We start from the raw sequence: 14,978 nt of genomic DNA, 5'->3' as shown, positions 1-14,978 counted from the left end.
GCCCGGCCGGGAGGCGGTCGGCGACCGCGGCGGGCAGGTCGCTCACGCGTGGCCGAGGCGGGACGACAGCGTGCGCAGCAGCTCCTGGGCGGCCTCGGCGATCACCGTGCCGGGCGGGAAGACCGCCGCGGCCCCCATCTCGCGCAGCGTCGGGACGTCGTCGGGCGGGATGACGCCGCCGACCACGACGAGCACGTCGTCGGCGCCGGAGTCGGCGAGCGCCTGCTTGAGCGCCGGCACCAGCGTGAGGTGCCCCGCGGCCAGCGAGGAGACGCCCACGACGTGCACGTCGGCCTCCACGGCCTGCCGGGCGACCTCCTCCGGCGTCTGGAACAGCGGGCCGACGTCGACGTCGAAGCCCAGGTCGGCGAAGGCGGTGGCGATGACCTTCTGGCCGCGGTCGTGCCCGTCCTGGCCCATCTTGGCCACCAGGATGCGCGGCCGCCGGCCCTCGGCCTCCTCGAAGGCCTCGGCCATGCGGCGGGTCCGCTCGACCGGGTTGTCCTCCCCCGCCCGGCCCGACCCCAGCGATTCGTCGCGGTACACACCGGAGATGGTGCGCACCTGGCCGGCGTGCCGCCCGTAGACGGCCTCCAGCGCGTCGGAGATCTCCCCGACGGTGGCCCGGGCGCGCGCGGCGTCGACGGCCAGCTTCAGCAGGTTCGAGTCCAGGGAGGAGTCCCGCCGTCCCTCCGCCGCCGCGCGGGCGGCGTCGGTGAGCCGGCCCAGCGCCTCCCGGACGCCGGCGTCGTCACGGGAGGCGCGCAGCTCGGCCAGCTTGGCCTTCTGCTCGGCGAGCACCTGGGCGTTGTCCACGCGGAGCACCTCGATGGCCTCGTCGGCGTCCACCCGGTACTTGTTGACCCCGATCACCGGCTGGCGGCCGGAGTCGATCCGGGCCTGGGTGCGGGCGGCGGCCTCCTCGATGCGCAGCTTCGGGATGCCGTCGTCGATGGCCTGGGCCATGCCGCCGTGCTCCCCGACCTCCTCGATGTGCGCCCACGCCCGGCGGGCCAGGTCGTAGGTCAGCTTCTCCACGTAGGCCGACCCACCCCACGGGTCGATGACCCGCGTGGTGCCCGACTCCTGCTGCAGGAGCAGCTGGGTGTTGCGGGCGATCCGGGCGGAGAAGTCGGTGGGCAGGGCGAGCGCCTCGTCGAGGGCGTTGGTGTGCAGCGACTGGGTGTGCCCCTGGGTCGCGGCCATCGCCTCGAGACAGGTGCGGACGACGTTGTTGTAGACGTCCTGCGCGGTCAGCGACCAGCCGGAGGTCTGCGAGTGGGTGCGCAGCGACATCGACTTCGGGTCCTCCGCACCGGCCTCCCGCATGAGCCGCGCCCACAGCAGCCGGGCGGCGCGCAGCTTGGCCACCTCCATGAAGAAGTTCATGCCGATGGCCCAGAAGAAGCTCAACCGCGGGGCGAACGCGTCGACGTCCAGCCCGGCGTCCTTGCCCGCCTGCACGTACTCCACCCCGTCGGCCAGCGTGTAGGCCAGCTCCAGGTCGGCCGTCGCCCCGGCCTCCTGGATGTGGTAGCCGGAGATGGAGATCGAGTTGAACCGCGGCATCCGCTGCGAGGTGAACGCGAAGATGTCGCTGACGATCTGCATCGACGGCTTCGGCGGGTAGATGTAGGTGTTGCGGACCATGAACTCCTTGAGGATGTCGTTCTGGATGGTCCCGGCCAGCTGCTCGGGCGCCACGCCCTGCTCCTCCGCGGCCAGCACGTAGAGCGCCATCACGGGCAGGACGGCGCCGTTCATGGTCATCGACACCGTCATGCGGTCCAGCGGGATGCCGTCGAAGAGCTGGCGCATGTCCAGGATGGAGTCGATGGCGACGCCGGCCATGCCGACGTCGCCCACGACGCGCGGGTGGTCGGAGTCGTAGCCGCGGTGCGTGGGCAGGTCGAAGGCGATCGACAGGCCCTTCTGCCCGGCGGCCAGGTTGCGCCGGTAGAAGGCGTTGGACGCAGCGGCGGTGGAGAAGCCGGCGTACTGCCGGACCGTCCACGGCTGGGTGGTGTACATCGTCGGGTACGGGCCGCGCAGGAACGGCGCGATGCCGGGGTAGGTCCCGAGGAAGTCCAGCCCGTCGAGGTCGGCGGGCGTGAACAGCGGCGGGACGGCGATGCCCTCGGGGGTCTCCCAGGCCGCCTCGGCCGCGCTCCGGCCGGTGGCCGCCTCGAAGGCCTTCGCCCACTCCTCGCCCGCCGCCCCCGCCGACGGCCGGCCCAGCTCGAGGTTCCCGAAGTCGGGGATGCTGCTCATCGGCTCACTCCCAGCTGCTCGTGCACGGTGCGGAGCACGTCCAGGGCGTCGCACCCGGCGTGGGCGTACCCGTCGACGCCGTCGACGGCGAGGCCCGGCTTGCCGGCCAGCCACACGGAGGTGGCGCCGGCGGCCTTCAGGTCCGCGGCCAGCCCGGCGGCCGACTCCGCGTAGTCGGCGTCGGTGCCGCAGATGCAGGCGACCGTCGTCCCGGCCCCGGCCAGCCCGGCCGCCCCGTCGCCGGCGGGGGTGGCCAGGCCGCCGGCCTGGAAGAGGTTGGCCGCGAAGGTGGCGCGGGCGGTGTGCCGGGCGACGGGGCCGAGGGTCGCCAGGTAGACCGACGGGCGGGTGCCCGACCCCGACGCCGCGGCGTCGGCGGCGTCCCGAAGCTCCTCGAAGGCCTGCGCGGCGCGCACCCGCGGCAACCCCCCGGCCGGGCGCAGGTCGGCCGCGGGCCGGCGCTCGGGCAGCCGCTCGGCGAGGTTCGGGAACTCGCTGACCCCGGTGATGGCGTCGCTGCGCCGGGCGAGCCGCGTCGCGCGGGCGTCCCAGGCGGCGGCGATGCGGTCGCCCACCAGCCCGGAGCCCAGCGCCGCCGGCAGCCCGCCGGCCCGCTCGATCTCGGTGAACCAGGCCCAGGCGGCCTGCGCGAGGTCCTCGGTGAGGCGCTCGACGTACCAGGAGCCCCCGGCCGGGTCGAGCACGCGGGCCAGGGAGCCCTCCTCCACCAGCAGGCTCTGCGTGTTGCGGGCGATCCGCCGGGAGAAGGCGTCGGGCAGGCCGAGCGCGGCGTCGAAGGGCTGCACGGTGACCACACCGGCGCCGCCCACGCCGGCGGCGAAGCAGGCCACCGTCGTGCGGAGCATGTTGACCCAGGGGTCGCGCCGGGTGGTCATCACCGACGAGGTGACGGCGTGCTGGCGCTGCGCCCGCGCCTCCGGGGAGGCGCCGCTGGCCTCCCCGACGCGGTCCCAGAGCCGGCGGGCCGCCCGGAGCGCCGCGATGGTCGTGAACTGGTCGGCGGTGGCCGCGTAGCGGAACTCGAGCGCGGTGAAGGCCTCGTCCACGGTCAGGCCGCCGTCGGTGAGCGCCCGCAGGTAGGCCACGCCGGCGGCCAGGGAGCAGCCGAGCTCCTCCACCGCGGAGGCCCCGGCGTCGTGGAAGACGGTGGCGTCGACGGTGACCGCGCGCCACCCGGCCGGGGCGCGCCGGGCCAGGGCGGCCAGGCCGGTGAGGTCCTGCTCCTGCCCGGAGGCGGCCTGCTCCCCCAGCGGGTCCAGCCCGAGGGAGCCACCGGGCGCCAGGTCGGTGCGCCCCTCGACCAGGGCCAGCAGCGCCTCGGCGGCGGGCACCCCGCCGGAGACGGCGACGGGGGCGAGGTCGAGGTAGACCCCGTCGAGCACGTCCCGCAGGGCCCCGACCGGGACGGCGCCCTCGCCCAGCACCAGCCACAGCGAGGTGCCGCCGTTCTCCAGGTCGGCGTGCACCGCCTCCTTCGTGAGCGCCACGTCGGGGTCGGCGTGCCGCTGACGGAGGTCCCAGCCGGCGGGCACGCCGCCGTCCGCCGTCCCCGGGCGGGCGCCGCGGACGAAGGGCGCCAGGCCGGGCACGCCGACGGCGGCCGGGAGGTCGCCGGCGTCCTCGGCGGTGTAGAGCGGGCCCACGGTGACGCCGGTGGCGACGGTGCGGCGCAGCGCGTCCTCCACCGGGTCGGGCAGCTGCTCGTGCCCCGCCTTGCGCAGCACCCCGGCGACGAGCTCGCGCCACCGGTCGCGGGTGGCGGCCGGGAACCCGTCGGCCAGCCGCAGCTCGTCGGGGGTCGCGTGCTCGGCCGGCACCTCGGCGTCGCCGGGGCCGGCCGTCTCGGGCGGGCTCGTCATCGATGGCTCCCGGGGCGAGGCGGCGGTGTCTTCCCGGAGTGTCTACCGCCGACCGGGGCGCCCGGTGCGCCCGGGGTGCGGTGACGGGCCGGGTGGCGGGGCGCCCGCGTCGGCGGCGAGGGCGTGCAGCGCGGTCCGGGCCAGCAGCCGGACGCCGACGGAGATGGCCTGCTCGTCGACGTCGAAGGTGCCGCGGTGCAGGTCCAGCGGGGCACCCTTGCCGTTGGTGCCCAGCCGGGCCAGCGAGATCGGCATGACGTCGGCGAACCAGCCGAAGTCCTCCCCGCCCATGCTCTGCGGGGACAGCCGCACCGACTCGCTGCCGACGGTCTCCAGCGCGGCCGCCCGCATGAGCGCCACCGACCGCGGGTCGTTGACCACCGGGGGGACGCCGCGCACGTAGTCGACCTCGCACCGGGCGCCGGTGGTGGCCGCGACCCGCTCGACCAGACCGCGCAGCAGCGTCTCGGCGTCCTGCCAGGTGCTGCGGTCCAGCACCCGGACGGTCCCGCGGAGCTGGCCGCGCTGCGGGATGGCGTTGGCCGCGACCCCGGCGCTGACCGCCCCCCACACCAGGGACATCCCGGCCCGCGGGTCGACCTGCCGGGAGAGCAGGGCCGGCAGGTCGGTGATCAGGCGCCCCAGGGCGTCGACGAGGTCGACGGTGAGCTGCGGCCGGGCGGTGTGCCCCCCGGGCCCGGTGAGGACGACGTCCATGCGGTCGCAGGCCGCGGTGATCGCGCCGGTCCGCAGCCCCACGGTGCCGACCGGGATCGACGGGTCGCAGTGCAGCGCGAACGCGCGGGAGGCGCCGTCGAGCACGCCGGCGGCCACCACCTCGGTCGCACCGCCGGGCACGGTCTCCTCCGCCGGCTGGAACACGCAGCGCACCGTCCCGGGCAGGTCGTCCAGCGCGGCGAGGGCCAGCACGGCCCCGAGGACGACGGTGGTGTGCACGTCGTGCCCGCAGGCGTGGCACATGCCCTCGCGGGTGGAGGCGTACGGGACGTCCTTGAGGTCGGCCAGGGGCAGCGCGTCGATGTCGGCGCGGAGGACGACGACCGGGTCGCCGGCGCCGACCTCCACCACCAGGCCGGTGCCGGTGGGCAGCCGCCGCGGGGCGAGCCCGGCGTCGCGCAGCTTCTGCTCCAGGAAGGAGGTGGTCTCGAACTCCGCGAAGGCCAGCTCGGGGTGCGCGTGCAGGTGCCGGCGGACGGCGACCAGCTTCGCGTGCCGTTCCCCGACCCACTCGTCGACCGCGGCGCCGAGCTTGTCGACGACCGGTGTCATGCCACGTGCCCCCCGGCTGTCATGCCGATCGCCCCCCGGCGCAGCTGGCCGTGCCGGTCACCGGGCCGGGCGGGGCGGCGACCGGTGCCGACGGCAGGCCGTCCCGCAGCTCGGTCAGCAGGCTGTCCACGACCGCGCGCAGGTCGCCGTCGGCCGCGGCGGCCGCCGCCCGCTGCCGCTGGTAGGAGGCGCCGACGGCCAGGATCCGCTCCACGTCGGCCAGCTCGGCCGAGCAGCCCAGCCGGCGGGCGGTGGGCGCGAGGTCCTCGACCAGGTCGGCGATGGCCTGCCGCACGGGGACGACGGTGCCCTTCTCGTCGATCACGATGTCGGCGTCCAGGCCGTAGCGGGCCGCCCGCCACTTGTTCTCGCGCAGCACCCAGTCGGCCGGCGTCGGCAGGGTGTAGCCGCGGTCGAGCTGGGTGTCGAACTGCTCGACCAGGCACTGGGACAGCGCCGCGACCGCACCGACCTCGTCGAGGGTCGGCAGCCCGTCGCAGATGCGCAGCTCGACGGTGCCGAAGTCCGGGTGCGGGCGGATGTCCCACCACACCTCGCGCACGCTCTCGATGGTGTGCGTGCTGATGAGGGTTTCCATGTAGGTCTCGAAGCGGTCCCAGCCGGAGAGCTGGTAGGGCAGGCCCGCGGTCGGCATCCCCTCGAACACCTTCGACCGGGCGCTGGCCAGCCCGGTGTCGCACCCGACCCAGAACGGGGAGGACGCCGAGAGGGCGAGGAAGTGGGGCACGTACTGGGTGAGCGCGTTGACGATCGGGATCGCCTTCTCCGGCGCCCGGACGCCGACGTGCACGTGCACCCCGAAGATCTGCAGCCGCCGCGCCAGCCACTGCATCTTCTCGACCAGCTGCAGGTAGCGCTCCTTGGGCGAGATCTGCTGCGTCTGCCAGTCGGTGAGGGGGTGGGTGCCGGCGCACATCACACCGAGGCCGCGCGCCTCGGCCGCCGCGCACACCTCGGCGAGGGTGCCCGCGAGGTCGGCCTTGGCCTCGGCCACGGTGGTGCAGACGCCGGTGATGATCTCGACGGTCGACTGCAGCAGCTCGTGCTTGGCCTTGGGGTGCTCCGTGGCCCCTTCCGGCGTCAGCTCGCGGAGGATCTCCACGGCGCCGGAGGTCAGCTCCCGGGTCTCCGGGTCGACGAGCTGCAGCTCCCACTCGACGCCGAGGCTGGCGCGTTCGGAGGAGTGGAAGGGGATCTGCACCCCACGAGTCTAGGTTCGGCGGCCCGGGACCGCCGGGTCGTGTCCCGGGCCCCCGGGGAAGACCGTTCCCCCGGGGGGCCGCGCGCCGCATGCTGGCCGGGTGGACGTGGACCTGCGGCTGGTGCGCTACGTCGTGGCGATCGCCGACGCGGGCACCTACGGGCGCGCGGCCGCCGCCCTGCACGTGGCCACGCCGTCGCTGTCGCAGCAGATCCGCCGGTTCGAGCAGCAGCTGGGCTGCGTGCTGTTCGAGCGCGACCACCGCGGCGCCCGGCTCACCGCGGCCGGCGAGGAGTTCCTCCCGCTGGCCCGCGAGCTGCTGGCCGTGCAGGACCGCGCCCTCGCCGTCACCCGCCGGCACGGCCGGGCGCGCCGGGCCGTGCTGCGGGTCGGCTTCCTCACGGGCGTCGCCGGCCCGCTCACCCGGCCCATCCTCGACCGGCTGGCGGAGCGGGCCCCGGGCACGTCGGTCGAGCTGGTCGCCCTCGGCTGGGGCGACCAGGTGGGGGCGGTGGTCAGCGGCCGGGTGGACGCGGCGTTCGCCCGGCCGCCCCTGCCGGCCGCGGACGGCGTGCTCGTCGAGCGGGTGCTGGCCGAGCCCCGGGTCGCGGTCATGCGCGCCGGGCACCCGCTGGCCGGGCGCACGCCGCTGCGCATCGCCGACCTGGCCGGGGTGGTCCAGCCGTGGACCGACGCCGCGCCGCCCGAGTGGGTGCGCTGGTGGTCGGTCGACCCCCGCCCCGACGGCTCGCGCGCCCGGTTCGGCCCGACGGTGCACGGCATCGAGGAGATGCTCGAGGCCGTCGCGGTCTCCGATGTCGTGGCCATCACCGCCGAGTCGGTCCGGCACGTGTACCCGCGCGCCGACCTGGTGTTCGCGCCGGTCGTCGACGTCGAGCCCACGGTGGTGGCCCTCGTCGTCCCCCGCCACCACCGGGACCCGCTCGTCGACTGCCTGCTGGAGGTGGTCCGCGAGCTGCGGACCACCCCGGCACAGGGAGCTCTCCCCACGTCGCGCGGTCCCGGACGCGGGTAGAGCTTCCTCTGCCCGAGGGGACGGACGCGGTCGGTCGGGCGCCTCGGGGGACGGCGATCAGCCCGCCGCCGCGCCCCTGCGCCGGATGTGGTCGGCGGCGCCGTTGGCCTTCGCCGCCTCGTACATCCAGTCGATGTCGATGACGCCGAGGACCGTGCCGTCCTCGTCGACACCGGCGATCGGGCCGTAGCCGAAGGCGAGCATCGTGGTGCCCTCGGGGCTGACCACCGGCATGTGGGTGATCCCGCCGGCCTCCTTGATGTACTCGCCCTCGCCGACGTAGCGGTCGTCGTAGCCCCACCAGCCCTGCAGCGTGAAGGCGTGCGCGGCGCCGTAGTGCTTGTGCAGGGCCGCCACGGTGCCGGGTTCCACCCGCAGCAGGAAGACCATGAGCGAGCTGTCGTCGTCGACGTGCAGCAGCTTGAAGTGGGTGCCGGGCATCCCCCACGGCGTCCACGGGATGTCACCGGCGTGCACCAGCTCCGAGCCGTCGGCGAACGTCGTGCCGAACCGGGCGTGGACCGCGCCCGGTGACTCGACCGGCGTGGGCATCGGGGTGGTGGTGGTGTCGGGTCGTTCGGCTGCGAGCGTCATGGCGACCTCCTCGTCGGCATTCGGTGCGGCCAGCGTCGGGGGCCCGGCCGGCGACGTCCATGACCTGTCCGGCCGCGGGTGTGAGGCGCTGCCTAAGACCCGTGGCCCGGGAGCCTCCCGGCTCGCTGCGTTAGCGTCCGGGCGTGGACGAGCCCCTCCCCGCCGACCCTGCCGCCCTGGCCGCCCGCGCGGCCGAGGACCTCACGACCGCCCTCGGTCCCGGGCACGACGTCGCCGTCGTCATGGGCTCGGGGTGGGCCCCGGCGGCCGACGCCTTCGGCGAGCCCGCGGCCACCGTCGCGATCGGCGACCTGCCCGGGTTCGCCGCCCCGACCGCGGTGGGTCACGGCGGGGAGATCCGCTCGGTGCGGGTGGGCGAGCGCCGGGTGCTGCTCTTCCTCGGCCGCACCCACCTCTACGAGGGGCGCGGTGTGGCGTCCGTCGTGCACGGCGTGCGGACGGCGGCCGCGGCGGGCGTGCGGACCGTCGTCCTCACCAACGCCGCCGGCGGGCTGGCCCCCGAGCACCGGGTCGGGCAGGCCGTGCTGGTGAGCGACCACCTCAACCTGACCGCCCGGTCCCCGCTGGTGGGGGCCACGTTCGTCGACCTCACCGACCTCTACTCGGCGCGGCTGCGCGACCTGGCCCGGGAGCTCGACCCGTCGCTGACCGAGGGCGTGTACGCGGCGCTGCCCGGCCCGCACTACGAGACGCCGGCCGAGATCCGGATGCTGCGGGCCCTCGGCGCTGACCTGGTCGGCATGTCCACCGCGCTGGAGGCGATCGCCGCGCGGGCCGTCGGCTGCGAGGTGCTGGCGCTGTCCATGGTCACCAACGCCGCCGCCGGGATCACCGGGGAGGCGCTGGACCACGCGGAGGTGCTGGCGGCGGGGAAGGCCGCGGCCGGCCGGCTCGGCGAGTTCCTCGTCGAGTTCGCGGGGCGGCTGCCGTGAGCGGGCCGGTGCTGCTGACCGGCGCCGGGGGGCGGATCGGCACGGTCCTGCGCGGCGGGCTGCCCGAGCGCGGGTGGGCGCTGCGCAGCCTCGACGTCGCCCCGCTGACCGACGTCCGGCCCGGCGAGGAGGAGGTGGTCGCCGACGTCACCGACCTGGCCGCGGTGGAGGACGCCGTCGCGGGCGCCTCGGCCGTCGTCCACCTGGCCGGCGTCTCCGGCGAGAGCACCTGGCCGGTGATCTCGCACGCGAACATCGAGGGCACCTACTGCGCCCTGGAGGCCGCCCGGCGGGCCGGCGTCGGGCGGGTGGTGCTGGCCTCGAGCAACCATGCGACCGGGTACACCCCGCGCCCGGACGGCGGGCTGCTGCGCGAGGTCGACGCCCCGCCGCGGCCCGACACGTACTACGGGGTCTCGAAGGTGGCGATGGAGGCGCTCGGCTCGCTGTACGCCGACCGCTACGGCATGGACGTCGTCTGCCTGCGGATCGGCAGCGCCTTCTCCGAGCCGACGACGGTCCGCATGCTCGCCACCTGGCTCTCCCCGCGCGACCAGGTCGGCCTCGTCGACGCCGCGCTGCGGGCGCCGTCCCCCGGCTTCGCCGTCGTGTGGGGCGTGTCGGCCAACACCCGCAACTGGTGGGACCTCACCGCGGCCCGGGCGCTGGGCTACGAACCGGTCGACGACGCGGAGGTCTTCGCCGAGGCGCTCGTCGAGGCGCACGGCGAGCCCGACCCCGCCGACCCGGTGCACCGGCTGGTCGGCGGGCAGTACACGCTGCCTGAGTTCGACGCGGAGCAGTTCTCGTGACCGTGCTCGCCCGGGCCCGCGACTGGGCCGACGCCGACCCGCACCCCGGCGACCGGGCCGAGATCGAGGCGCTGATCGAGGCCGGGAACACCGAGGAGCTCGAGCGCCGGTTCGCCGGTCCGCTGACCTTCGGCACCGCCGGGCTGCGCGGGCCGCTGCGCGCCGGGCCGGCCGGGATGAACGCCGCCGTGGTCACCCGCGCCGCCGCCGGCCTGGCCTCCTGGCTGGCCGCGGCCGGGCACGCCGGCGGCGGGGTGGTGATCGGCTACGACGCCCGGCGCCGCTCCGACGAGTTCGCGCACGTCTCGGCGGCCGTGCTGGCCGGCGCCGGTTTCGCGGTGCAGGTGCTCCCCCGCCCGCTGCCCACGCCGGTGCTGGCCTTCGCGGTGCGGCACCTGGGCTGCGCGGCCGGCGTGATGGTCACCGCCAGCCACAACCCGCCCGAGGACAACGGCTACAAGGTCTACCTGGGCGACGGCGCGCAGCTGGTGCCCCCGGCCGACCGGGAGATCGAGGCCGCGATCGCCGCGGTCGGCCCCGCGCGGGAGGTCCCGCTCTCCGACGACCGGGTCACCCTCGGGGACGACGTCCGCGACGACTACGTGGCCGCGGTGGTGCGGGCCCTCGACCCGGGGCGGGTGCCGGCCGCCGACCGCGCCGCCCTGACCGTCGCCTACACCGCGATGCACGGGGTGGGCGCCGACACCACGCGGGCCGTGCTGGCGGCCGCGGGGTTCGCCCCGCCCGTCGGCGTCGAGCAGCAGGACTCGCCCGACCCGGCCTTCCCGACCGTCGCCTTCCCCAACCCGGAGGAGCCCGGCGCGGTGGACCTGCTGACCGCGCTCGCCGAGCGGGTCGGCGCCGACGTCGCCGTGGCCCAGGACCCGGACGCCGACCGCTGCGCGGTGGTCTGCGGCGCCCGGCGGCTGACCGGCGACGAGGTGGGCGCGCTGCTGGCCGACTGGCTGCTGCGCCGCGGGGTCCGCGGGACCTACGCGGCCTCCCTGGTCAGCGGCTCGCTGCTGCACGCCCTCGCCGTCGCGCACGGCGTGCGGTTCGCCGAGACCCCGACCGGGTTCAAGTGGATCATCCGCGCCGGTGCGCCGGGGGAGCCGCTGGTGTTCGGCTACGAGGAGGCGCTGGGGTACGCGGTCGCCCCGGAGGTGGTCCGCGACAAGGACGGCATCTCCGCGGTGCTGGCCGTCGCCCTGCTGGCCGCCGAGCTGCGGGCCACCGGGCGCACCCTGCTCGACCGGCTCGACGAGCTGGCGGTGGAGCACGGGCTGTTCGCGACCGGGCAGCTGTCGGTGCGGGTGGAGGACCTCGCCCTGATCTCCGCGGCGATGGAGCGGCTGCGGGCCGCCCCGCCGTCCCGCCTGCTCGGCCGGGACGTGGTCACCACCGACCTGCGCGAGGAGGACCCGCCGGTGGACGCCGTCCGCCTGCTCGGGGAGGGCGTGCGGGTCGTGGTGCGGCCCAGCGGCACCGAGCCGAAGCTCAAGGCCTACCTCGAGACGGTGGTGCCGGTGCACGACGACGCCGGGGTCATCGCCGCGCGCGGCCGCGGCGCCGACGAGCTGGACCAGCTGCGCGTCGAGATGGCCGCAGCACTGGGTCTCTGACGCCGGCCGTGTCCGTCCTGGTCGACCAGGGGCCGCCGGCGACCGCCGGTCCCCGTACCCCGCGCCGACGGCCGGAGATCGACGGGCTGCGGGCGCTCGCGGTCTCCCTCGTCGTCCTCTACCACGTGGCGACCGGCCGGGTGTCGGGCGGCGTGGACGTCTTCCTGGTGCTCAGCGGCTTCTTCCTCGTGCACGGCATGGCCGGGCAGGTCCGCCGCACCGGGCGGGTGCGGGTCCTGTCGACGGTCACCCGGACGCTGTCGCGGCTCGTGCCGGCCGCCGCGCTGGTGCTCGCGGCCACCGCCCTGCTCGGCCTGGCGGTCGTGCCCCGGTCACGGTGGCCCGAGCTCGCCGCGCACCTGGTCGCGTCGATGACCTTCACCGAGAACCACCGCCTGGTCCACGAGGCGGTGGACTACAGCGCGAGCAACGCCGCCGCCAGCCCGGTGCAGCAGTTCTGGTCGCTGTCGGTGCAGGTGCAGGTCCTGCTGGCCGCACCGCTGGTGGTGGCGGCCGGCATGGCGGTGCTGCACCGGGCCGGGCTGCGCGCCGGGCGGCGGACGGCGGTCGCCGCGGTCGCGGTCGCCACGGCGGCTTCCTTCGCCTGGTCGGTGGTGGCGACGGCCGCCGACCAGCAGGTGGCCTACTTCTCCACGCTCCCCCGGGTGTGGGAGATCGGTGTCGGGGCTCTCGTGGCGCTGACCCTGGCCGGCCTGCGGCCGGGGACGAGGACGGCGCTGCTGTCCGGCTGGGGCGGCGTCGTGGCGCTCGTCGCCTGCGGCGCGGTCCTCGACGGCGCGCACACCTTCCCGGGGTGGCAGGCCGCCTGGCCCGTGCTCTGCGCGGTGGCGGTGCTGGTCGCGGGGAGCTCCGGGGGCCGGTTCGGCGTGCACCGGTTCCTGGGGTCGGCGCCGCTGCAGTGGCTCGGCGTCCGGTCCTACGCGCTCTACCTCTGGCACTGGCCGCTGCTGGTGCTCTACCTGGTGTGGACCGGCCGGGAGTCCCCGTCGGTGCACGGCGGCGTCGGCGTCGTCGCGCTCTCGCTGGTCCTCTGCGCCGTCACGTCCCGCCTGGTGGAGCGGCCGGCCGCCGAGCGCCTGCAGGCCCGCTCCCCCGTCCGGGCGATGGCGGTGGTCCTCGCCTGCGCCCTCCCCGTGGCCGGCGCCGGTGCGGCCGGCACCGCGTGGGTCGACCGCGAGCTCGACCGGATGGCGCGGGTCGCCGACGACCCGGCCTACCCCGGAGCCCTGGCCCTCCGCACCGCGACCCCGGCCACCGGCGGCGTACCGGGGGTGACGCCGCTGCCCTCGCCGATCGTCATCCGGGACGACTGGCCGGCACTGCCAGAGGGGGCGTGCACGACCGAGGACGCGCCCGGCGAACCGGTCCCGGTGGTCACGGAGGTGTGCGTCGAGCGGCCCGCCGACCCGCAGCGCCGGGTCGTGGTCGTCGGCGACTCGCACGCCGCCCAGTGGCTGCCCCCGGTGTCCGCGCTCGGCGCCCGCCACTCGTGGGAGGTCGTCTCGATCGTCCGCGGCGGGTGCAACCTCTCCACGGAGTCCGAGTTCATCCAGGAGGGCTGGCCCGACTACGAGGAGTGCGCGGCCTGGCGCGCCCGGCTGGTCGACCGGATCGTCGCGCTGGACCCCGACCTGGTCGTCGCCCTGGGCACGCGGACCGCGGTGGGCCCGGACGAGGAGGTCCTCCCGCCCGGGTTCGTCGCCGCGTGGCAGCAGCTGGCCGAGCGGGGCATCCGGGTGGTCGGTGTGCGGGACAACCCGCGGCACGAGCAGGACGTCCCCGACTGCCTGGCCCGCTGGGGCGACGACGCGGAGGTGTGCACGCTGAGCCGCGGGGTGGCCTACACCGACGCCGTCCTCCAGCAGGCGGCCGAGGTGCTCCCGGACGGCGTCGACCTGCTCGACACCAGCTCCTACTTCTGCACCCGGGACACCTGCCCCGCGGTGGTGGGCAACGTCCGCGTCTACATGGACTTCAACCACGTCTCCGGCACCTACATGCGCACGGTGACCCCGCTGCTCGAACGGGACCTCCTCGCCCTGACCGGCTGGTGATCCCGCAGGTCGTGCCGGCCTGGCAGGCTGGCGGCGTGGAGGTCCGGGCGCTGGTCTTCGACGTGTTCGGCACGGTGGTCGACTGGCGCGGCGGGGTCGCGCGGGAGGCCGCGCGGCTGCTGGGGGACGCCGTCGACCCGCTCGCCCTGGCCGACGACTGGCGGGGGCGCTACGAGCCCTCGATGGAGGAGGTGCGGTCCGGACGCCGGGGCTTCGTGCCGCTCGACGTCCTGCACCGCGAGTCGCTGGACGCCGTCCTCGCCGACGCCGGGGTGCCCGACGTCCCGCCGGCCGTGCGGGAGGAGCTGGTGCTGGCCTGGCACCGGCTCGACCCCTGGCCCGACGTCCTCCCCGGGCTCGCGCGGTTGCGCCGCCGCTTCGTGCTGGCGCCGCTGTCCAACGGCAACGTGGCCCTGCAGGTCGACCTGGCCCGCCGGGCCGGGCTGCCGTGGGACCTCGTGCTCGGCGCGGAGATAGCCGGGCGGTACAAGCCGGACCCGGAGGTGTACGACTCGGTGCCGCGGCTGCTGGCCGTCCCGCCGTCCGCGGTGCTGATGGTGGCCGCGCACGACGACGACCTCGCCGCCGCGCGCGCCCGCGGGCTGCGCACCGCCTACGTGCACCGGCCCGACGAGTTCGGCGGGCGGCTGGTGCCGCCCGCCGAGGACCCGGACGCCGACCTGTCGGTCTCCTCCTTCGAGGAGCTCGCCGACCGGCTGGGCGCCTGACGGCGCTCCGTCAGCGGAGGACCGGCTGCCGGTGCGGCCGCGTCGCCGGGACGCCCCGGAGCCACGGCGGCCGGCCGTAGGCGTTGATCCCCTGCTCGCCCTCCAGGAAGCCGACCGTGATCAGCAGGACCAGCGGACCCACGATGGGGACTAGCCCCCACAGCAGCCACCAGGCCGAGTGCCCGCGGTCGTGCAGCCGGGTGACGGTGGCGCTCAACGAGGGCGCGAACAGCAGCAGGTTCGTGGCCAGCAGGATCGGGCCACCGCTGCTGGTGGCCGAGAAGTCGAACGACGAGCCGTCGGAGGTGTAGCTCGTCGTGTACCAGGCCAGCCCGAGCCGGAAGTCCAGCACCGCGGCGACGAGCGACGCCGCGGCGATCGGCAGCACGTAGTGCAGCCAGTAGGTCCTGCGGCCGATGCGGCCCCGCCGCACGTACCAGTTGCCCGAGTCCATGTCCTTCTCCCGTGTCCGCCCCGCGTGGGGTCCGTGTGCGT

Annotated in this window: 12 protein-coding genes; 6 read left to right on the top strand and 6 right to left on the bottom strand. The window is 76.1% G+C overall.

What is annotated here, in order from left to right; all coding sequences use genetic code 11:
• Positions 1-42 precede the first annotated feature (42 nt).
• The 4 genes from scpA to ACI8AC_RS01475 are packed head-to-tail and all read right to left on the bottom strand — an operon-like array spanning position 43 to position 6,663.
• A complete protein-coding gene (gene scpA, locus ACI8AC_RS01490; protein WP_456894488.1) occupies positions 43-2,271 on the bottom strand; it encodes a methylmalonyl-CoA mutase in 2,229 nt (742 codons plus the stop codon).
• Positions 2,268-4,151, bottom strand: a complete 1,884-nt coding sequence (locus ACI8AC_RS01485) for a methylmalonyl-CoA mutase family protein (protein ID WP_456894486.1) — start codon at positions 4,149-4,151, stop codon at positions 2,268-2,270. Before ACI8AC_RS01485 ends, scpA begins: the two co-directional genes overlap by 4 nt.
• Positions 4,152-4,193: 42 nt before the next feature.
• Complete coding sequence (locus tag ACI8AC_RS01480; protein WP_456894484.1) at positions 4,194-5,441, bottom strand: amidohydrolase; 1,248 nt, start codon at positions 5,439-5,441, stop codon at positions 4,194-4,196.
• 19 nt (positions 5,442-5,460) lie between these two features.
• Positions 5,461-6,663, bottom strand: coding sequence for a glutamate--cysteine ligase (locus ACI8AC_RS01475; RefSeq protein ID WP_456894483.1), 1,203 nt, complete (start codon positions 6,661-6,663; stop codon positions 5,461-5,463).
• Positions 6,664-6,763: 100 nt separating this feature from the next.
• Between ACI8AC_RS01475 and ACI8AC_RS01470 the strand changes: the two genes are divergently transcribed.
• Positions 6,764-7,699 carry a LysR family transcriptional regulator gene (locus ACI8AC_RS01470; protein ID WP_456894481.1) on the top strand — a complete coding sequence of 312 codons (936 nt, stop codon included), beginning with the start codon at positions 6,764-6,766 and terminating at the stop codon, positions 7,697-7,699.
• 57 nt (positions 7,700-7,756) lie between these two features.
• On the opposite strand, the gene ACI8AC_RS01465 is transcribed toward ACI8AC_RS01470, so the two are convergent.
• Positions 7,757-8,293, bottom strand: coding sequence for a 2,4'-dihydroxyacetophenone dioxygenase family protein (locus ACI8AC_RS01465; RefSeq protein WP_456894479.1), 537 nt, complete (start codon positions 8,291-8,293; stop codon positions 7,757-7,759).
• Between the two features lie 143 nt (positions 8,294-8,436).
• Here ACI8AC_RS01465 and ACI8AC_RS01460 point away from each other — a divergent pair, with 143 nt between their 5' ends.
• Genes ACI8AC_RS01460 through ACI8AC_RS01440 form a run of 5 tightly spaced genes read left to right on the top strand, consistent with a single transcriptional unit; the run spans position 8,437 to position 14,483 of the window.
• Positions 8,437-9,246, top strand: a complete 810-nt coding sequence (locus ACI8AC_RS01460) for a purine-nucleoside phosphorylase (protein WP_456894477.1) — start codon at positions 8,437-8,439, stop codon at positions 9,244-9,246.
• Positions 9,243-10,058: an NAD-dependent epimerase/dehydratase family protein gene (locus tag ACI8AC_RS01455; protein ID WP_456894475.1), complete on the top strand. Its 816-nt coding sequence runs from the start codon at positions 9,243-9,245 to the stop codon at positions 10,056-10,058. Before ACI8AC_RS01460 ends, ACI8AC_RS01455 begins: the two co-directional genes overlap by 4 nt.
• On the top strand, positions 10,055-11,680 hold the full coding sequence (locus tag ACI8AC_RS01450; protein ID WP_456894473.1) for a phospho-sugar mutase: 1,626 nt from the start codon (positions 10,055-10,057) through the stop codon (positions 11,678-11,680). Before ACI8AC_RS01455 ends, ACI8AC_RS01450 begins: the two co-directional genes overlap by 4 nt.
• An 8-nt stretch (positions 11,681-11,688) precedes the next feature.
• Positions 11,689-13,755 (top strand): acyltransferase family protein, encoded by a 2,067-nt coding sequence (locus ACI8AC_RS01445; RefSeq protein ID WP_456894471.1) that lies wholly within the window; start codon positions 11,689-11,691, stop codon positions 13,753-13,755.
• Between the two features lie 35 nt (positions 13,756-13,790).
• Positions 13,791-14,483: a haloacid dehalogenase type II gene (locus tag ACI8AC_RS01440; RefSeq protein ID WP_456894470.1), complete on the top strand. Its 693-nt coding sequence runs from the start codon at positions 13,791-13,793 to the stop codon at positions 14,481-14,483.
• A 10-nt stretch (positions 14,484-14,493) separates the two neighbouring features.
• Here the strand turns inward: ACI8AC_RS01440 and ACI8AC_RS01435 are convergent, their stop codons facing one another.
• Entirely contained in the window at positions 14,494-14,937 is a 444-nt protein-coding gene (locus ACI8AC_RS01435) for a DUF805 domain-containing protein (RefSeq protein WP_456894468.1), read from the bottom strand.
• Between the last annotated feature and the right edge of the window lie 41 nt (positions 14,938-14,978).

It is taken from the genome of Geodermatophilus sp. SYSU D00758 (assembly GCF_054049955.1).
Note: the sequence above shows the minus strand (reverse complement) of the source record. Positions and strands in the feature narration are given on the sequence as shown.